The 18501-nt window shown below is 51.3% G+C and carries 17 protein-coding genes; 9 read left to right on the top strand and 8 right to left on the bottom strand.

The window, feature by feature from the left end; translation table 11 throughout:
- Positions 1-569 precede the first annotated feature (569 nt).
- Genes hemY through hemC form a run of 4 tightly spaced genes read right to left on the bottom strand, consistent with a single transcriptional unit; the run spans position 570 to position 4674 of the window.
- On the bottom strand, positions 570-1766 hold the full coding sequence (gene hemY, locus EA14781_RS06485; RefSeq protein ID WP_000921779.1) for a protoheme IX biogenesis protein HemY: 1197 nt from the start codon (positions 1764-1766) through the stop codon (positions 570-572).
- Between the two features lie 2 nt (positions 1767-1768).
- Entirely contained in the window at positions 1769-2974 is a 1206-nt protein-coding gene (gene hemX, locus EA14781_RS06480; protein ID WP_000139129.1) for a uroporphyrinogen-III C-methyltransferase, read from the bottom strand.
- Between the two features lie 21 nt (positions 2975-2995).
- A complete protein-coding gene (gene hemD / locus EA14781_RS06475; RefSeq protein WP_000026039.1) occupies positions 2996-3736 on the bottom strand; it encodes a uroporphyrinogen-III synthase in 741 nt (246 codons plus the stop codon).
- Complete coding sequence (gene hemC / locus EA14781_RS06470) at positions 3733-4674, bottom strand: hydroxymethylbilane synthase (protein WP_002460502.1); 942 nt, start codon at positions 4672-4674, stop codon at positions 3733-3735. Before hemC ends, hemD begins: the two co-directional genes overlap by 4 nt.
- A 387-nt stretch (positions 4675-5061) precedes the next feature.
- On the opposite strand from hemC, the gene cyaA reads away from it, so the two are divergent.
- Positions 5062-7608, top strand: coding sequence for a class I adenylate cyclase (gene cyaA / locus EA14781_RS06465; RefSeq protein ID WP_002460503.1), 2547 nt, complete (start codon positions 5062-5064; stop codon positions 7606-7608).
- Positions 7609-7647: 39 nt separating this feature from the next.
- Here cyaA and cyaY read toward each other — a convergent pair whose 3' ends face one another.
- On the bottom strand, positions 7648-7968 hold the full coding sequence (cyaY, locus tag EA14781_RS06460; RefSeq protein ID WP_000999946.1) for an iron donor protein CyaY: 321 nt from the start codon (positions 7966-7968) through the stop codon (positions 7648-7650).
- Between the two features lie 47 nt (positions 7969-8015).
- A complete protein-coding gene (locus EA14781_RS06455; RefSeq protein WP_024164679.1) occupies positions 8016-10040 on the bottom strand; it encodes a hypothetical protein in 2025 nt (674 codons plus the stop codon).
- A 188-nt stretch (positions 10041-10228) separates the two neighbouring features.
- On the opposite strand from EA14781_RS06455, the gene lptM reads away from it, so the two are divergent.
- The 6 genes from lptM (at position 10229) to uvrD (ending at position 15852) form a co-directional block, all read left to right on the top strand.
- The gene (gene lptM / locus EA14781_RS06450) at positions 10229-10432 is read left to right on the top strand and encodes an LPS translocon maturation chaperone LptM (RefSeq protein ID WP_000799882.1); all 204 of its coding nucleotides are present in this window, start codon (positions 10229-10231) and stop codon (positions 10430-10432) included.
- Positions 10433-10468: 36 nt separating this feature from the next.
- The gene (gene dapF / locus EA14781_RS06445) at positions 10469-11293 is read left to right on the top strand and encodes a diaminopimelate epimerase (RefSeq protein ID WP_001160661.1); all 825 of its coding nucleotides are present in this window, start codon (positions 10469-10471) and stop codon (positions 11291-11293) included.
- A complete protein-coding gene (locus EA14781_RS06440; RefSeq protein WP_000812776.1) occupies positions 11290-11997 on the top strand; it encodes a DUF484 domain-containing protein in 708 nt (235 codons plus the stop codon). The genes dapF and EA14781_RS06440 overlap by 4 nt, the downstream gene beginning before the upstream one ends.
- Entirely contained in the window at positions 11994-12890 is an 897-nt protein-coding gene (xerC, locus tag EA14781_RS06435) for a tyrosine recombinase XerC (RefSeq protein ID WP_000130684.1), read from the top strand. The genes EA14781_RS06440 and xerC overlap by 4 nt, the downstream gene beginning before the upstream one ends.
- A complete protein-coding gene (gene yigB / locus EA14781_RS06430; protein ID WP_001213595.1) occupies positions 12890-13606 on the top strand; it encodes a 5-amino-6-(5-phospho-D-ribitylamino)uracil phosphatase YigB in 717 nt (238 codons plus the stop codon). Before xerC ends, yigB begins: the two co-directional genes overlap by 1 nt.
- Positions 13607-13689: 83 nt before the next feature.
- Entirely contained in the window at positions 13690-15852 is a 2163-nt protein-coding gene (gene uvrD / locus EA14781_RS06425; protein WP_000383382.1) for a DNA helicase II, read from the top strand.
- Positions 15853-15961: 109 nt separating this feature from the next.
- Here the strand turns inward: uvrD and EA14781_RS06420 are convergent, their stop codons facing one another.
- The gene (locus tag EA14781_RS06420) at positions 15962-16726 is read right to left on the bottom strand and encodes a phosphodiester glycosidase family protein (protein WP_000951651.1); all 765 of its coding nucleotides are present in this window, start codon (positions 16724-16726) and stop codon (positions 15962-15964) included.
- 161 nt (positions 16727-16887) lie between these two features.
- Here EA14781_RS06420 and ysgD point away from each other — a divergent pair, with 161 nt between their 5' ends.
- Positions 16888-16944, top strand: coding sequence for a protein YsgD (gene ysgD / locus EA14781_RS25420; RefSeq protein ID WP_211180520.1), 57 nt, complete (start codon positions 16888-16890; stop codon positions 16942-16944).
- A gap of 151 nt (positions 16945-17095) precedes the next feature.
- On the top strand, positions 17096-18046 hold the full coding sequence (gene corA / locus EA14781_RS06410; protein WP_000947161.1) for a magnesium/cobalt transporter CorA: 951 nt from the start codon (positions 17096-17098) through the stop codon (positions 18044-18046).
- 42 nt (positions 18047-18088) lie between these two features.
- Here the strand turns inward: corA and EA14781_RS06405 are convergent, their stop codons facing one another.
- Complete coding sequence (locus EA14781_RS06405) at positions 18089-18469, bottom strand: DUF2628 domain-containing protein (RefSeq protein WP_000031248.1); 381 nt, start codon at positions 18467-18469, stop codon at positions 18089-18091.
- Positions 18470-18501 lie beyond the last annotated feature (32 nt).

Raw genomic sequence — 18501 nt, 5'->3', positions numbered from 1 at the left:
TATTTATTTATCCTATAAATGAATTGGAACATCAGGAGAGCGTTTTCAATCCTACCTCTGGTGCGAGAGATATGTAAGGCTGGTTTATTATATCGCGTTGATTATTGATGCTGTTTTTAGTTTGATGTGTGATTAATATATATATTGTTAATTGAATGATTTTAATTATTCATTATATCCATGAAAAAAATTCAGTTGCCAGGGAATATTTGCTCAGGAAACTATTGTGTGTGAAGGGAAAAGAGGTTGCAGAATTATCTTATTATAAGTGTTAAAGGATGTTATTTCCCTGACCGCTGTGGCATAATAAGCGGGTAGATGCTCATTCCATCTCTTATGTTCGCCTTAGTGCCTCATAAACTCAGGAATGACGCAGAGCCGTTTACGGTGCTTATCGTCCACTGACAGATGTCGCTTATGCCTCATCAGACACCATGGACACAACGTTGAGTGAAGCACCCACTTGTTGTCATACAGACCTGTTTTAACGCCTGCTCCGTAAGAAGAGCAGGCGTTTTTTTATACCTTGAGAAAAGCCCCGGAGATACTTATCTCCGGGTGTGAAGAAACTACTGCGGTGGGTTGTTCTGCAGCGTTAACATCAAGCCGTCGCGGCGCATCGCTGCGGCATCTTCCGGCTTGTGCAGCCTGTCCAGAGCGTCGGCAAGCCATGCATAATCGTAGGCGTCAGGACGTTGCTTCAGTGCTGCGCGGAAGGCGATTGACGCTTCCTGCCATTCGCCGTGCTTCATCAGCGATTGTCCCAGCGTGCTCCATAATAACGGACGATCGCCGACGTTTTTGATTTGCTGACGTAGCACTTTTTCCAGTTGTTCTGGGTTATTGGTTTTCAGGCGCGGGATTGGCAGCAGCAGGCGATCATCATACTGACGCTTCAGGCCATCGATGATAATTTGCTGGGCTGTATCATGATCGTCACACTCAATAAGATGTTCCGCCATTGCTACCTGCAACGCCACCTGATGGCGCGTTTTCCGGCTTTGGTTTTTCCACCAGTTACGCAAGCCTTCGCTACCGTCATTGGCTCGCGCCTGATCCATCAGACCAATCCATGCCTGTTGTTCCAGCGCCGCACGGTGTTCTTCATCACCAACGTGAGCTTTTGCCATCGACGGGATAATGTCCAACAGCGAACTCCACGCGCCGGTGCGGATATAAGCCTGCTCCGCCAGACGCAGTACTTCAGGATGGCGTGGCGTGACTTCCAGCAACTTGTCCACGCCGTGGCGAGCGGCATGGTTTTCATTACGGGCAAGTTGCAGGCGTACACGGGTGATTTCTACCGGAATGGTGTCGTTGCCCGCCAGCTCCGCTGCGCGTTCCAGATGTTGGTTGGCGCGAACTTCATCACCGCGTTGTTGTGCGGCTTCGGCAGCCAGCAGATAGTTCACTACTGGCTGTTCAGCGTGATCGGCATTTTTCGCCATCAGCTTTTCAACTTGCTGATAATCGCCTTCCGCCAGTTTCAGTAATGCTTGTTCGGTCTGCTTACGCGCGCGGCGACGCTTACGCCCGACAAACCACCCGCGAGTGTGCGCGCCGGTGCGGAAAATACGCCGTAATAACCACTCGATCGCAAACAGCACCACCATCGCCAGAATAAAGATGATCGCCAGGCCCGTGACGCTGGTTTCGATATTGTAGTTATCGGTCTGGATTAGTACGTAACCTTGATGTCCGGCGATCATTGGACCAACCACAATTCCCGCAATCAGCAGAACAAAGAGCAATAACACTTTTAGCATGGTTATTCTCCTTGCGGCGCGGCTGCCGGAGTATCAGCTTGCGGTGCAGGTGCAGGTGCAGGTGCAGGTGCAGGTGCAGGTTTAGCTTCTGTTGCCGGTGCCGCCGGTTGTGCCAGCAGATTGCGCACTCGGGTCTGCATCAATTTTTCCAGCATCGCCTGACTTTGCAGCGTTTCCGGGAGATCCATCGAAATATTCTGTTGGCTTAGCTGATCCACCTCGTCGAGGAACGCTTTGGTGGTAGCATCGTTAGTGTCGTAATAAGCACGAACCCATGTAGAGACATTCTCCAGTGCCTGGCGGTAGGTTTCTTCCTGATGACGTGGCACAGCCTGGGCTGCGACCAGCAGACGGGAATGAATATTCTCGCGCAGGTAGATATCCTGATTCGGCGCCAACAGTGGTACGGCGGTATCATCACGACGGCGAATCGTAATGAAGTTGTCCATAAAGTTCTGCCAGCTCTTTTGCAGATTGATGCGCCACTCGCTGATAGAACTGGAAAGTTCTTCACCATCAGAATCCATCGGCGAGCCGTCGCTGTCATTATCGGCCAGGCGCAGGTTATCCACCTGATTAGAAAGCTGATTCAGTTTGAGGATGATGCCGTCATAATCTACCTGCGATATTGCAGAAAGGCCGGCGATGTCATCAGTAATCGCACGACGAACGGCGATAAGGCTTGGGTCATTCATGTCGGCCAGACTGGCGTCCGCACTTTTCAGTAGCGCAGCGGCAGTGGTGACGTCCTGATCGCTCCACAATTTCCGTCCGGCAAGTTTCACCAGAAAATCAGCCTGTGCCAGCAGCCAGGTTTTGGCATCGCTGCCGGAAATGGTGGCGACCTTCTGTTGAACTTCATCCAGTTGTTTTGCCAGCGTTTCTTGTTGGCGATTCGCCTGTTCTAACTGCACAGTTTGTTGCTTGATGATATCTTCCAGCTCCGCTTTTTGGCTCTCCTGGGCTTTTTGTAGAGCTGCGAGTTGGTTAGCCAGAGCATCACTGGTAGCCGTCTGATTAACGGCCTGTTGTTTACCCCAGCCATACAAACCGACACCTGTAGCCAGAGCAATAGCGATAGCCACCGCACCTAAAATTAGAGCAGTACTGTTCTTACTCTTTTTTTCTACAGTGGCAGACTGTGGCGTGGTATCCACGGTCTCCCTGGTCTCTTCAACCACGGCGGAGGTTTTTTCTTGTTCCGTCATTATGGCTTCCTGTTATGAGAGTTATTGTAATGCCCGTAATAGCGCATCGTTGTCGGCGTTATCGGCGACCTTAATATCTTTCCAGCCCAGTTCCCGGGCGAGTTTCGCCAGACGCTCACTGACGACCAATAGCCGACAGCAAAGTAACCAGTGTTCACGATACCATTGCGGGATTAGCGTCCAGAGCTGTTGCAACATTTCACCGCTGGTAACAACAATCGTTGTCACTCCGCGGGATTGCCAGCGCATCGCTTCTTCTGCACCATCGTAATGGATTGCGCATCGTTGATAACATTCACAAAAAACGACTTCGGCGCCGCGTGCTGTCAGGTTTTCTCCGATCAGCTCACGACCACCGTTACCACGCAAGACTAGCGCACGTTTGCCTACAATATTTTGTAATTCAGGTAATTGTAGCAAGACTTCACTAATTTCCCGATCCTGTGGGTAACGAACGTTGTGTCCGCTTACGGTATGCAGCGCCAGCGCAGTGGTGCGGCCAATGGCAAAATAGGCGGGAAGCGTGGGCCACTCAAGGCTTTGCTGATGCAACTGTGATTGGGCAAAAGCGACGGCATGTTGCGAAAGCGCAAACAGTAGATCGCCTTCACCAAGCGCTGTCAGCTGGTCGGCAAGTTGTGGTAATTGCCGACCCGGGGAAAACTCGATCAGCGGAAAATGCCAGGCCACCTGCCCCAGTGCGCGCAGACGGCTCACTAACTCTTCTCCAGCGGGAGACGGGCGGGTGACTAGGATACTCATGCTGGCACGTCTCCGTTGTAGACTTCGGCGAGAATCTCGCGCGCGCCGTTATTCAACAACTCTTCCGCCAGCGAAATACCCATTTGCTCGGCATCCTGCGGCGAACCACGGCGCTCACCACGAATAATCTGCGAACCATCCGGCGCGCCAACCAGCGCCCGTAACCAGATTTCGCCGTCAACCAGTTCTGCATAGCTGCCAATGGGGACCTGACAACCGCCTTCCAGACGGGTATTCATGGCGCGTTCAGCCGTGACACGCAGTGCTGTTTCGTTATGATTCAGTGCGGCGAGCAGCTCGCGAGTACGCGTATCATTAAGGCGGCATTCAATGCCCACAGCGCCTTGTCCTACTGCCGGAAGAGAAACTTCGGGCGGTAGTGCGGTGCGAATACGTGATTCCAGTCCTAAACGTTTTAATCCGGCTACGGCAAGAATAATGGCATCGTATTCGCCGTTATCCAGCTTGCTAAGGCGTGTGCCGACGTTGCCGCGCAATGAACGAATAATCAGATCCGGGCGGCGTTCAGCCAACTGGCACTGGCGGCGTAAGCTGGACGTTCCGACGATGCTGCCTGCGGGTAACGCATCCAGACTGTCATAGGTGTTGGACACAAAGGCATCGCGAGGATCTTCACGCTCGCAAATGGTGACCAATCCCAAACCTTGCGGGAATTCAACGGGCACATCTTTCATTGAGTGAACGGCGATATCAGCGCGATTTTCCAGAAGGGCGACTTCCAGCTCTTTCACAAATAAACCTTTTCCGCCTACTTTCGCCAGCGGCGTATCAAGAATCACATCGCCACGCGTCACCATTGGCACCAGTTCAACCACCAGTCCGGGGTGGCTCGTCATCAACTTATCTTTGACATAGTGTGCCTGCCAGAGTGCAAGTGGGCTTTGGCGTGTGGCAATTCTTAAAACATTGTCTAACATGCTTGTTACCGTCATTATCATCCGTGGTCCATCCTAACATCCTTGTCAGAGCGATGTCAGTGTTATGGTGAAACGTAGAGGCCGGCATAAACCGTAAAATGTTGCCTGGTTGTGGATCCTGATTGACGCTTTGAGCCCTCGTAATAAGGAATTTACACAGAATAAACGGTGCTACACTTGTATGTAGCGCATCTTTCTTTACGGTCAATCAGCAAGGTGTTAAATTGATCACGTTTTAGACCATTTTTTCGTCGTGAAACTAAAAAAACCAGGCGCGAAAAGTGGTAACGGTTACCTTTGACATACGAAATATCCCGAATGCCGCGTGTTTCCGTTGATGTTGGCGGAATCACAGATATGACGGGTAGCGAAATCAGGCGATACGTCTTGTACCTCTATATTGAGACTCTGAAACAGAGACTGGATGCCATAAATCAATTGCGCGTGGATCGCGCGCTTGCCGCTATGGGGCCTGCATTCCAACAGGTCTACAGTCTACTGCCGACATTATTGCACTATCACCATCCGCTGATGCCGGGTTACCTTGATGGTAACGTTCCCAAAGGCATTTGCCTTTACACGCCTGATGAAACTCAACGCCACTACCTGAACGAACTGGAACTGTATCGTGGAATGTCTGTACAGGAACCGCCAAAAGGCGAGCTTCCGATTACTGGCGTATACACCATGGGCAGCACCTCGTCCGTAGGGCAAAGCTGTTCCTCTGATTTGGATATCTGGGTCTGTCATCAATCCTGGCTCGATAGCGAAGAGCGCCAATTATTACAACGTAAATGTAGCTTGCTGGAAAGCTGGGCTGCCTCGCTGGGGGTAGAAGTCAGCTTTTTCCTGATTGATGAAAACCGTTTCCGTCATAATGAAAGCGGTAGTCTGGGGGGCGAGGATTGCGGCTCTACCCAACATATCCTGCTGCTTGACGAGTTTTACCGTACCGCCGTGCGTCTCGCTGGTAAACGTATTCTGTGGAATATGGTGCCGTGTGATGAAGAAGAACATTACGATGACTACGTGATGACGCTCTACGCACAGGGCGTACTGACGCCTAATGAATGGCTGGATCTCGGCGGCTTAAGCTCACTTTCTGCTGAAGAATATTTTGGCGCCAGCCTTTGGCAACTCTATAAAAGTATCGATTCTCCGTATAAAGCAGTGCTGAAAACTCTGCTGCTGGAAGCCTATTCCTGGGAATACCCGAATCCGCGCCTGCTGGCGAAAGATATTAAACAGCGTTTGCACGACGGCGAAATCGTGTCGTTTGGCCTCGACCCGTATTGCATGATGCTGGAGCGTGTTACTGAATATCTGACGGCGATCGAAGATTTCACCCGTCTGGATTTAGTACGCCGCTGCTTCTATTTGAAAGTATGCGAAAAACTCAGCCGCGAACGCGCTTGTGTAGGCTGGCGTCGCGAAGTGCTAAGCCAATTGGTGAAAGAGTGGGGCTGGGACGAAGCTCGCCTGGCAATGCTTGATAACCGCGCCAACTGGAAGATTGATCAGGTGCGTGAAGCGCACAACGAGTTGCTCGACGCGATGATGCAGAGCTACCGTAATCTTATTCGCTTCGCTCGTCGTAATAACCTTAGCGTCTCCGCCAGCCCGCAGGATATCGGCGTGCTGACGCGTAAACTGTACGCGGCGTTTGAAGCATTGCCGGGTAAAGTGACGCTGGTAAACCCGCAGATTTCGCCAGACCTTTCCGAACCGAACCTGACCTTTATTTATGTGCCGCCGGGCCGTGTGAACCGCTCTGGTTGGTATCTGTATAACCGCGCGCCAAATATTGAATCGATCATCAGCCATCAGCCGCTGGAATATAACCGTTATCTGAATAAGCTGGTGGCATGGGCATGGTTTAATGGCCTGCTGACGTCACGTACTCGCCTGTATATTAAGGGCAATGGCATTGTTGATTTGCCGAAGTTGCAAGAAATGGTGGCTGATGTTTCGCATCATTTCCCGTTACGCTTACCCGCTCCGACACCGAAGGCGCTCTACAGTCCGTGTGAGATTCGCCATCTGGCGATTATTGTGAACCTGGAATATGACCCGACGACGGCGTTCCGTAATCAGGTTGTGCATTTTGACTTCCGTAAGCTGGATGTTTTCAGCTTTGGAGAGGATCAAAATTGTCTGGTGGGTAGCGTTGACCTGCTGTATCGCAACTCGTGGAATGAAGTGCGTACGCTACATTTCAACGGCGAGCAGTCGATTATTGAAGCATTGAAAACCATCCTCGGAAAAATGCATCAGGATGCCGCTCCGCCAGATAGCGTGGAAGTGTTCTGTTATAGCCAGCATCTGCGCGGTTTGATTCGTACTCGCGTGCAACAACTGGTTTCTGAGTGCATTGAACTGCGTCTTTCCAGTACTCGTCAGGAAACCGGACGCTTCAAGGCGCTGCGTGTCTCCGGTCAAACCTGGGGCTTGTTCTTCGAACGTCTGAATGTCTCGGTACAAAAACTGGAAAATGCCATCGAGTTTTATGGCGCGATTTCCCATAACAAACTGCATGGTTTGTCAGTACAGGTTGAGACTAACCACGTTAAATTACCGGCGGTTGTAGATGGCTTTGCCAGCGAAGGGATCATCCAGTTCTTCTTCGAAGAAACGAATGATGAAAACGGTTTTAATATCTACATCCTTGATGAAAGTAACCGGGTCGAGGTGTACCACCATTGTGAAGGCAGCAAAGAAGAGCTGGTGCGTGACGTTAGCCGTTTTTATTCGTCATCGCACGACCGTTTTACCTACGGTTCCAGTTTCATCAACTTTAACCTGCCGCAGTTCTATCAGATTGTGAAGGTTGATGGTCGTGAACAGGTCATGCCGTTTCGCACCAAATCTATCGGCAACATGCCGCCTGCCAATCAGGAGCATGACGCGCCGCTGTTGCAGCAGTATTTTTCGTGATGCTAATGCCGGAAAGCAAGGCTTATCCGGCATGCAATCTTAGCGAAAACGCACCGTTTCACCTGCCTGCTGTGTAGCTGCTTGCTCCAGCAGATCCCAGAAGGTTTCACCGCTACGATCGCAAATCCACTCGTCGCCTTTCAGATCAAAATGGTAGCCGCCCTGTTTGGTTGCCAGCCACACCTGGTGCAGCGGTTCCTGGCGGTTGATAATGATTTTGCTGCCGTTTTCAAAGGTAATGGTTAGTACACCGCCGTTGATTTCGCAGTCGATATCGCTGTCGCCATCCCAGTCGTCCAGACGCTCTTCAATGGTCAGCCACAGTTGATCCGCCAGACGATGAAATTCACTATCGTTCATTGTAGTTTCCTGTTTTTAGGTGATGGCGGCAGTATAGCGATATGGGGTCAGGGCTTCAAAGTTTGCCCGTCTGCTGTCTTTCGGCACTCTTCCCCCGTCTTCAAGATGATGATGTCATCATTAGATGAAAACATGTTCTGATCCAGATTACGGGTCTTTGCCGGACAGGGCGATGCGGTTCGATAAAGTTGGCTGCCAATCCACGTATAGACATAGTGATTGTCATAAGCAAAGCGTTTGGTGGTCTTCAATGGTCCATCAATGGCAAAAACCTGAATATCATCGCGTAATCGGGAGGAACGCATAAAGTAGCCGTAATTTTCCCCGGCGTTAATTCGTTGCTCCAGGAAGGAGATGGGAGAGTCCAGCTCTATCGTTTCCAGATAGTCTTCACCAAAAGGAGATAATTTCGCAATGTACAGACTATTTTTGTACTGCGCGACACGATCGGTGATGGGATGAAATTCTTTTGGGTCAATATCGGGGAGTTTCTCCCATTGACTCCATTCCTGGTCTGTAGAGCGAAGCTTATGCCAGCTAACATCGGTTTCGCCGACGAGAAAAGCGCTCTCGCCAGCAGAATATTGAGCAATGTTAACGGATGAGTCATAGGGAATTCCCGTTGGAATAAACGTACCGTTTTCCAAAAGCCTGCCGTCCAGTTCACCACTACGATAGTCTGCCCAATAGCCATAACCTGAATGTTCGGTTTTCCATTTCACCCGCACGGCTTTGGTATTGGGCGTTGGGTAGCGCCAGAGCTGTGAGCCATCGAATGCGTAAACATAACGATCGTCGTGTGCATACCATTTCTTGTAATGGGGGCTATCGCCAAGGTGAGCTTCACGTTCGCCGGGAACACGATAATCCAGCAGGATAAGCGGCCCGGAAGACTCAAACACCTGAAGGCTATCTTCTTCTTCACCATCAATTTGTAATTTGGTCAGTAAATAGCCGTGGGTTCTTCCCGCGTTAAAACGTTTATCTATCACCAGATTAGGGTTATCCAGCGTGACGATATCCAGCTTGTTTTCACCAAATTCCGTTTTTTTGATGACGTATAGCTTGTCCTGATACTGCGCGACAGTTTTACTCAGAGGGTGAAATTGTTCTGGATCGAGACCGGGTAGTATTTCTTGCTGGCATTTTGGCCCTTTACGCCATGAAACGTCGTGTTCCTGTACACCGAACGTTGCACAGTTCTTTGCCATATCTTTATCCAGATTCCCCTGATTCAACACCTTTCGGTGCAGGCCGCTTTTATCTCGCCAACTCAATAACGAACCGGGCATCCAGCGTACAACGATGAATGTCTCTGGGTCGGCATTAAGTTGTTCGCCATTGATCATGATTTTCGTCTGTGTGCGGGCTAGCGTATCCCAGGGGCCAAATGGTACGGCAACGCAGGGGTTAAACTCGGTGGAAAACTTTCCTCGCTGATCCCAGGACTTTTGTGCCAGCACGCGGAAACTATCGGGATCTGCGAGGCGATGACCATCGACATACAAGAATTTAGCGTCACGCAATATCAGCCCAAGGAAGTCAGGCTTCCATGGATGAGGAAATTTCACCTGATGCAGTGTTTTAATATCCAGGCTATTTTCCCCGCCATTGCTATCGGCGCGCTTGCCTTCGAAATAGAGACTGTTTTTATCTGCGGCAAAATCACCCCATGCCTTGAACGAGGCGACATCGACGAGTGGTTTGTCGGGAGGGTTTTGCACAACTTTACCCGCGTAGAGGATATAGCGACCATCGCTATGGTAAGCATAATGCGGAAACCAGGCCTGTGCGCCTTCATAGAGGTAGTCGGTTGTCAGATCGGTCAGAGGCGGTATTTCATCCCATTCGTCTAGTGTTTTCGGGTCTATCAATAAATTGGGTAACCGACGTAATCTCTTGTAATTCACGCCAGATAGAAAAAGGTTTGTTTCTTCATAAGGGCGCAGGTACACCACGCCTTTGCCCTGTTGCTGGTAAACATTGTGTTCAGGCTCATCAAGCCGGCATCCCCATGCAGACGATAAGAACAACGAATAAGACAACAAACAAACCACATTGCGATAGTGCATAAAGCCATCCTGGCGCGCGGTGTTGATCACGAAACTACCAGCAAAACATAAATCCCCACGTGTAAGCGTTATACTCGCAGCAATTCCTCACTTTTCAGACTTCATAAAGAGTCGCTAAACGCTTGCTTTTACATCTTCTCCTGCGATGATAGAAAGCAGAAAGCGATGAACTTTACAGGCAATCTATAATGAAAAACGTGTTTAAGGCACTTGCAGTTCTTCTTACTCTCTTCAGCCTGACCGGCTGTGGTTTGAAAGGTCCGCTCTATTTTCCGCCCGCAGATAAAAACGCGCCGCCGCCGACTAAACCGGTAGACACACAAACGCAATCCACGGTGCCGGATAAAAACGACCGCGCCACAGGTGACGGCCCATCTCAGGTGAATTACTAAAAGCCAGTTTCTGTACCCGCGTGAATGGAGTAAATGATGCAGTTCTCGAAAATGCATGGCCTTGGCAATGATTTTATGGTCGTCGACGCGGTAACGCAGAATGTCTTTTTTTCACCGGAACTGATTCGTCGCCTGGCGGATCGGCATCTGAGTGTGGGTTTTGATCAGTTACTGGTGGTCGAACCGCCTTATGATCCTGAACTGGATTTCCACTACCGCATTTTTAATGCCGATGGCAGTGAAGTAGCACAGTGCGGTAACGGTGCGCGTTGCTTTGCCCGCTTTGTGCGTCTGAAAGGGCTGATCAATAAGCGTGATATCCGCGTCAGTACTGCCAATGGCCGGATGGTGCTGACTGTCACCGATGACGATCTGGTGCGGGTCAATATGGGGGAACCCAATTTCGAACCATCCGCCGTGCCATTTCGCGCTAATAAAGCGGAAAAAACCTATATTATGCGCGCCGCTGAGCAGACAATCTTATGCGGCGTGGTGTCGATGGGAAATCCGCACTGTGTGATTCAGGTCGATGATGTTGATACCGCAGCGGTAGAAACGTTGGGGCCTGTTCTGGAAAGCCACGAGCGTTTCCCGGAGCGCGCTAACATCGGTTTTATGCAGGTGGTTAAGCGTGAGCATATTCGTTTGCGCGTTTATGAGCGTGGGGCAGGAGAAACTCAAGCCTGCGGCAGTGGCGCGTGTGCGGCGGTGGCGGTAGGGATTCAGCAAGGTTTGCTGGCCGAAGAAGTCCGCGTGGAACTTCCCGGCGGTCGCCTTGATATCGCCTGGAAAGGTCCGGGCCATCCGTTATATATGACGGGGCCGGCGGTACATGTCTACGACGGATTTATTCATCTATGAAGCAACCAGGGGAAGAACTGCAGGAAACATTCATGGAGCTTGATGACCGGGCGGTTGTCGATTATCTAATTAAGAATCCTGAGTTTTTTATCCGCAATGCGCGTGCGGTAGAGGCAATTCGCGTACCGCACCCGGTACGTGGTACGGTTTCGCTCATTGAATGGCATATGGCTCGTGCACGTAACCATATTCATGTTCTGGAAGAGAACATGTCGCTGTTGATGGAACAGGCTATCGCTAATGAAGGTCTGTTTTATCGCTTGCTCTACTTGCAGCGTAGTCTCACCGCCGCCAGCAGTCTCGACGATATGCTGATGCGTTTTCACCGCTGGGCGCGCGATCTTGGCCTGGCAGGCGCAAGTCTGCGCCTGTTCCCGGACCGCTGGCGTTTAGGCGCGCCGTCGAACCATACTCATCTGGCACTAAGCCGTCAGGCTTTTGAACCACTGCGTATTCAGCGTCTGAGGCAGGATCAGCACTATCTGGGGCCGCTTAACGGGCCGGAGTTGCTGGTGGTGCTACCAGAAGCGAAAGCGGTGGGATCGGTGGCGATGTCGATGCTGGGAAGCGATGCTGACTTGGGGGTCGTACTGTTCACCAGCCGCGATGCCAGCCACTATCAACAAGGGCAGGGAACGCAGTTACTTCATGAAATTGCGCTGATGTTGCCAGAGCTTCTGGAGCGTTGGATTGAACGCGTATGACCGATTTACACACCGATGTAGAACGCTACCTACGTTATCTGAGCGTGGAGCGTCAGCTTAGCCCGATAACCCTGCTTAACTACCAGCGCCAGCTTGAGGCGATCATTAATTTTGCCAGCGAAAACGGCCTGCAAAGTTGGCAACAATGTGATGCCGCGATGGTGCGCAATTTTGCTGTACGCAGTCGTCGTAAGGGGCTGGGAGCGGCAAGCCTCGCATTACGCCTCTCTGCGCTACGTAGTTTTTTTGACTGGCTGGTCAGTCAGAACGAACTCAAAGCTAACCCGGCAAAAGGAGTTTCGGCACCGAAAGCGCCGCGCCATCTGCCTAAGAATATCGACGTCGATGATATAAATCGGCTGCTGGATATTGATATCAACGATCCCCTCGCTGTACGCGATCGGGCAATGCTGGAAGTGATGTACGGCGCGGGCTTACGTCTTTCAGAACTGGTGGGGCTGGATATCAAACACCTCGACCTGGAGTCCGGCGAAGTGTGGGTGATGGGAAAAGGCAGCAAAGAGCGCCGCCTGCCGATTGGTCGCAACGCCGTGGCGTGGATTGAGCACTGGTTTGATTTGCGCGACCTGTTTGGTAGCGAAGACGATGCGCTTTTCCTGTCGAAACTGGGCAAGCGTATCTCCGCGCGTAATGTGCAGAAACGCTTTGCTGAATGGGGCATAAAACAAGGGCTGAATAATCACGTTCACCCGCATAAATTACGTCACTCGTTCGCCACCCATATGCTGGAGTCGAGCGGCGATCTTCGTGGTGTGCAAGAGTTGTTAGGTCATGCCAACCTCTCCACCACACAAATCTATACTCATCTTGATTTTCAACACCTTGCCTCGGTGTACGATGCGGCGCATCCACGCGCCAAACGGGGGAAATAATGCGTTTTTACCGGCCTTTGGGGCGCATCTCGGCGCTCACCTTTGACCTGGATGATACCCTTTACGATAACCGTCCGGTGATCCAACGTACTGAGCAGGAAGCGCTCACTTTTGTGCAAAATTATCATCCAGCGCTGAGCACCTTCCAGAATGAAGATCTGCAACGCCTGCGTCAGGCGGTACGGGAAGCGGAACCCGAGATTTATCATGACGTGACGCGCTGGCGTTTTCGTTCAATTGAACAAGCGATGCTCGATGCCGGGCTGAGTGCGGAAGAAGCCAGCGCAGGCGCACACGCGGCAATGATCAACTTTGCCAAATGGCGTAGTCGGATTGAGGTGCCGCAGCAAACGCACGACACCTTAAAACAACTGAAAAAGAAATGGCCGCTGGTGGCGATCACCAACGGTAACGCCCAGCCGGAACTGTTTGGTCTGGGCGACTATTTTGAGTTCGTGTTGCGCGCTGGTCCGCACGGGCGTTCGAAACCGTTCAGCGACATGTACTTACTGGCGGCGGAAAAACTCAATGTGCCGATCGGTGAGATCTTACATGTGGGAGACGATCTCACTACCGACGTTGGCGGGGCGATCCGTTGTGGAATGCAGGCCTGTTGGATCAGACCGGAAAATGGCGACCTGATGCAAACCTGGGACAGTCGTTTACTGCCGCATATAGAAATTTCCCGGTTGGCATCTCTGACCTCGCTGATATAATCAGCAAATCTGTATATATACCCAGCTTTTTGGCGGAGGACGTGACGCTTCTTCGCCCAACCTATTTTTACGCGGCGGTGCTAATGGACGTTTCTTACCTGCTCGATAGCCTTAATGACAAACAGCGCGAAGCGGTGGCCGCGCCACGTAGCAACATTCTGGTGCTGGCGGGGGCGGGCAGTGGTAAGACGCGCGTACTGGTGCATCGTATCGCCTGGCTGATGAGTGTGGAAAACTGTTCACCATACTCGATTATGGCGGTGACGTTTACCAACAAAGCCGCGGCGGAAATGCGCCATCGTATCGGGCAACTGATGGGCACCAGCCAGGGCGGCATGTGGGTAGGCACCTTTCACGGGCTGGCACACCGCCTGTTGCGTGCGCACCATATGGACGCCAATCTGCCGCAGGATTTCCAGCTCCTCGATAGCGAGGACCAGCTGCGCCTGCTTAAGCGTCTGATTAAGGCGATGAATCTCGACGAAAAGCAATGGCCGCCGCGCCAGGCAATGTGGTACATCAACAGCCAGAAAGATGAAGGGCTGCGTCCGCATCATATTCAAAGCTACGGTAATCCGGTGGAGCAAACTTGGCAGAAGGTGTATCAGGCGTATCAGGAAGCGTGCGACCGCGCGGGCCTGGTGGACTTTGCCGAACTGCTGCTGCGCGCTCACGAACTGTGGCTTAACAAGCCGCATATCCTGCAACACTATCGTGAACGTTTTACCAATATCCTGGTAGACGAATTCCAGGATACCAACAACATTCAGTACGCGTGGATCCGCCTGCTGGCGGGCGATACCGGCAAAGTAATGATTGTTGGCGATGACGACCAGTCAATCTACGGCTGGCGCGGTGCGCAGGTGGAGAATATTCAGCGTTTCCTCAATGATTTCCCCGGTGCCGAAACTATTCGTCTGGAGCAGAACTATCGTTCCACCAGCAACATTCTGAGCGCCGCGAACGCCCTGATTGAAAACAACAACGGGCGCTTAGGTAAAAAATTGTGGACCGATGGCGCGGACGGTGAGCTGATTTCTCTCTATTGCGCCTTTAATGAACTCGATGAAGCGCGTTTTGTGGTTAATCGCATCAAAACCTGGCAGGACAACGGCGGGGCGCTCGCAGAGTGCGCCATTCTCTACCGCAGCAACGCTCAGTCGCGTGTACTGGAAGAGGCGCTGCTACAGGCGAGTATGCCGTACCGTATTTACGGCGGGATGCGCTTCTTCGAGCGTCAGGAAATCAAAGATGCGCTCTCGTATCTGCGCCTGATTGCCAATCGCAACGACGACGCGGCGTTTGAGCGCGTGGTCAATACGCCAACGCGGGGTATTGGTGACCGGACGCTGGACGTGGTGCGTCAGACATCGCGCGATCGCCAGTTAACTCTCTGGCAGGCATGTCGTGAACTGTTGCAGGAAAAAGCGCTCGCCGGACGTGCTGCCAGCGCCTTACAGCGTTTTATGGAGCTGATCGACGCCTTAGCGCAGGAAACTGCCGATATGCCGCTGCATGTACAGACTGACCGGGTCATTAAAGACTCCGGCTTGCGCACCATGTACGAGCAGGAGAAAGGCGAAAAAGGCCAGACGCGTATCGAAAACTTAGAGGAACTGGTGACGGCGACGCGTCAGTTCAGCTACAACGAGGAAGACGAAGATTTAATGCCGCTGCAGGCATTCCTCTCCCATGCGGCGCTGGAAGCGGGCGAGGGGCAGGCGGATACCTGGCAGGATGCGGTGCAGTTGATGACGCTACACTCGGCGAAAGGCCTGGAGTTCCCGCAGGTATTTATCGTTGGTATGGAAGAGGGCATGTTCCCAAGCCAGATGTCGCTGGATGAAGGCGGACGTCTGGAAGAAGAACGCCGTCTGGCCTATGTCGGCGTAACCCGCGCGATGCAGAAACTAACGCTAACCTACGCGGAAACCCGCCGTCTGTATGGCAAAGAGGTTTACCATCGCCCGTCGCGCTTTATCGGTGAGTTGCCGGAAGAGTGTGTGGAAGAGGTGCGCCTGCGTGCCACGGTAAGCCGCCCGGTCAGCCATCAGCGTATGGGGACACCGATGGTCGAGAACGACAGTGGTTACAAACTCGGTCAGCGCGTGCGCCACGCTAAGTTTGGCGAAGGGACTATCGTCAATATGGAAGGCAGTGGCGAACATAGCCGTTTGCAGGTGGCATTCCAGGGCCAGGGGATTAAATGGCTGGTGGCGGCTTACGCTCGTCTGGAGACGGTGTAATTTCGCACCTTATCCGGCCTACAGAAATGGCACCAGGTAGGCCGGATAAGGCGTTTACGCCGCATCCGGCATCTGCACCATATTCTGTATCTGGCACAAAACCATCGTTCTAACTTTTCCGCTCGACGGAAATCATGGTGACAAAAGGATAACGTTGCCACGGGATTGCCCCGCCTTTCACATACATATGTGAAATCGTGCCATCAAGATAAAGCAGCTGCTCGACGTCCAGTTTCGCTTTGGCATAGCAGGCAAAATCATAAAAGTTTGTCCCTTGCTGGCTAAGTAAAAACACGGCGTTCCCTTGTTTATTAATTCCTACTCCATTACGAATTTTGCGTGAGGCGACGTTGGGGAGAATACGCGGATTAATGACGCCGTTTTCCAGCAATAATGGCCCTGACTGCACTGCAAACTGAATCTCTTTACTGGCTTTGAATGCATCCAGACGAACGATGCCGACTTTATCTCCCGCGACATAAAACACGCCGCCAGGACGAATAAAGAAATTCCCTTCCCCTGAGGTGCGATTTAACGCCACTTTCTGCTGACCGTTTTCGATGTACAAACCGAGTGGCGCATAGTTTTCACCATAAATACCGCCGTTCATCGCCATCTGAACCTGTCCTTTGTCATCAATATCAGCCAGCAGTGAATGTAATGTTCCCCACGCTTCGCCATTGGCCTTTTGCCAGTACATTTTTACCCGTTCGGTTTGAAGATTAACGGTATACGCCTGCACGGTCAGCGTTGGATCAGAGAGTGCGCAGTCATCAGCCGCAACAGCAAATAAGGGGAGTAAGACGAGGATGGGTAAAATCCGTTTGAGATTCAAGGTGATCATTCCTTTACCAATGAGTAGCCAATGCGCCATTATAGGCCCTGGATGTGGGATTTTTTTATCCTGTTAGCGACCTTGATGAATACTAAAAAGCGCGAAGTTCAACTATTGTTCTGTGGTGTTCCGTTGCGTGTTGACGGCAAAATTTTGCTGGCGTAACATGCGCGCACGATCACTCTAAGAGGACATTCGCCTTGGACACACCCAGTAGATACTGGCTCACTATCCTGTCATCCAGGATCAACTCCTAAGGCTATCCCTTTTTGCTGATAGCCTTAGCGGTTGTCAGCGACCTCAATTTTTCCCGTCGCGCTGAGTCAGGCTGTTTAATGGTCTGAAACCCAATTTGTTTCTGTGTGCCCACCGAACTGTCCGATATTTTAAGCATTGGGAGTCCCGGTCATGCTGAGCGCATTTCAACTGGAAAATAACCGACTGACCCGGCTGGAAGTCGAAGAGTCACAACCCCTTGTAAATGCAGTATGGATTGATCTTGTCGAACCGGATGACGACGAGCGACTGCGCGTACAATCTGAATTAGGTCAGAGCCTGGCAACCCGCCCGGAACTGGAAGACATTGAAGCATCGGCACGTTTCTTTGAAGACGAAGACGGCTTGCATATTCACTCCTTCTTCTTCTTTGAAGATGCGGAAGATCACGCGGGGAACTCTACCGTGGCATTTACCATCCGTGATGGTCGCCTGTTTACCCTGCGTGAGCGCGAGCTGCCTGCATTCCGACTCTACCGTATGCGCGCCCGTAGCCAGTCAATGGTTGACGGTAACGCCTATGAACTGCTGTTGGATTTGTTCGAAACCAAAATCGAACAGTTGGCGGATGAAATTGAAAATATCTACAGCGATCTGGAACAGCTTAGCCGCGTGATTATGGAAGGGCATCAGGGCGATGAGTACGATGAGGCGCTCTCTACGTTGGCTGAACTGGAAGATATCGGCTGGAAAGTTCGCCTGTGTCTGATGGATACCCAGCGTGCGCTCAACTTCCTGGTGCGCAAAGCGCGTTTACCGGGTGGGCAACTGGAGCAGGCGCGTGAAATCCTGCGAGATATCGAGTCCCTGCTGCCGCATAACGAATCTCTGTTCCAGAAGGTGAACTTCCTGATGCAGGCGGCGATGGGCTTTATCAACATTGAGCAGAACCGCATCATCAAAATCTTCTCAGTGGTATCCGTCGTGTTCCTGCCGCCAACGCTGGTTGCTTCCAGCTACGGGATGAACTTCGAGTTTATGCCGGAACTGAAATGGACCTTCGGCTACCCTGGCGCGATTATCTTTATGATCCTCGCGGGTCTGGCGCCGTATCTGTACTTTAAGCGGAAGAACTGGCTGTAAAAAACGAGAACGGTGGCTTAGCCTGGCTAAGCCACCGATTATTTAAAGGCTCCAGGTATGAATACCTTTTACTTCTTTTTCATAGAACCATCTGTTGGTATTGTATGAAACATAAGCGGCGATAATGAATCCAAATACATTATAGCCAATCATGTAACCAAAAATTAAAGAAAATATCGCCAAGAATAGAACAACAATAGCCTTCTTCCATAAACCCAATACAAATAAATAGACCCACGAGAAGAAAAAAGCAATAACATTTGTTCTAATTGTTATCTTTTGCCTTGTGTTTAATCCTTTTAATGCTTGTTTATATTCTGGGCTTGCACCCCAAAATCCAGGGAAGCCATGTTCATCATAAAACGAAAAGCGGTACTTCCACTTTTCAGTTAATGAGCCATCTGCCATATAATCCTTACTCATAAAATCTCCATTAATTATTTACGGGGGGAATC

The organism is Escherichia albertii NBRC 107761 = DSM 17582 (genome assembly GCF_000759775.1).
GTDB lineage: Bacteria > Pseudomonadota > Gammaproteobacteria > Enterobacterales > Enterobacteriaceae > Escherichia > Escherichia albertii.
The sequence above is the reverse complement of the archived record's forward strand: the minus strand, read 5'-3'. Positions and strand labels throughout refer to the sequence as shown.

What these genes read in the sequence shown, in the direction of transcription:
- yigB (WP_001213595.1), top strand. Translation starts at nt 12,890, where the DNA reads ATGCGTTTTTACCGGCCTTTGGGGCGCATCTCGGCGCTCACCTTTGAC.
- hemY (WP_000921779.1), bottom strand. Translation starts at nt 1,766, where the DNA reads ATGCTAAAAGTGTTATTGCTCTTTGTTCTGCTGATTGCGGGAATTGTG.
- uvrD (WP_000383382.1), top strand. Translation starts at nt 13,690, where the DNA reads ATGGACGTTTCTTACCTGCTCGATAGCCTTAATGACAAACAGCGCGAA.
- xerC (WP_000130684.1), top strand. Translation starts at nt 11,994, where the DNA reads ATGACCGATTTACACACCGATGTAGAACGCTACCTACGTTATCTGAGC.
- dapF (WP_001160661.1), top strand. Translation starts at nt 10,469, where the DNA reads ATGCAGTTCTCGAAAATGCATGGCCTTGGCAATGATTTTATGGTCGTC.
- hemX (WP_000139129.1), bottom strand. Translation starts at nt 2,974, where the DNA reads ATGACGGAACAAGAAAAAACCTCCGCCGTGGTTGAAGAGACCAGGGAG.
- EA14781_RS06405 (WP_000031248.1), bottom strand. Translation starts at nt 18,469, where the DNA reads ATGAGTAAGGATTATATGGCAGATGGCTCATTAACTGAAAAGTGGAAG.
- cyaY (WP_000999946.1), bottom strand. Translation starts at nt 7,968, where the DNA reads ATGAACGATAGTGAATTTCATCGTCTGGCGGATCAACTGTGGCTGACC.
- lptM (WP_000799882.1), top strand. Translation starts at nt 10,229, where the DNA reads ATGAAAAACGTGTTTAAGGCACTTGCAGTTCTTCTTACTCTCTTCAGC.
- EA14781_RS06420 (WP_000951651.1), bottom strand. Translation starts at nt 16,726, where the DNA reads ATGGCGCATTGGCTACTCATTGGTAAAGGAATGATCACCTTGAATCTC.
- EA14781_RS06440 (WP_000812776.1), top strand. Translation starts at nt 11,290, where the DNA reads ATGAAGCAACCAGGGGAAGAACTGCAGGAAACATTCATGGAGCTTGAT.
- EA14781_RS06455 (WP_024164679.1), bottom strand. Translation starts at nt 10,040, where the DNA reads ATGCACTATCGCAATGTGGTTTGTTTGTTGTCTTATTCGTTGTTCTTA.
- hemC (WP_002460502.1), bottom strand. Translation starts at nt 4,674, where the DNA reads ATGTTAGACAATGTTTTAAGAATTGCCACACGCCAAAGCCCACTTGCA.
- corA (WP_000947161.1), top strand. Translation starts at nt 17,096, where the DNA reads ATGCTGAGCGCATTTCAACTGGAAAATAACCGACTGACCCGGCTGGAA.
- hemD (WP_000026039.1), bottom strand. Translation starts at nt 3,736, where the DNA reads ATGAGTATCCTAGTCACCCGCCCGTCTCCCGCTGGAGAAGAGTTAGTG.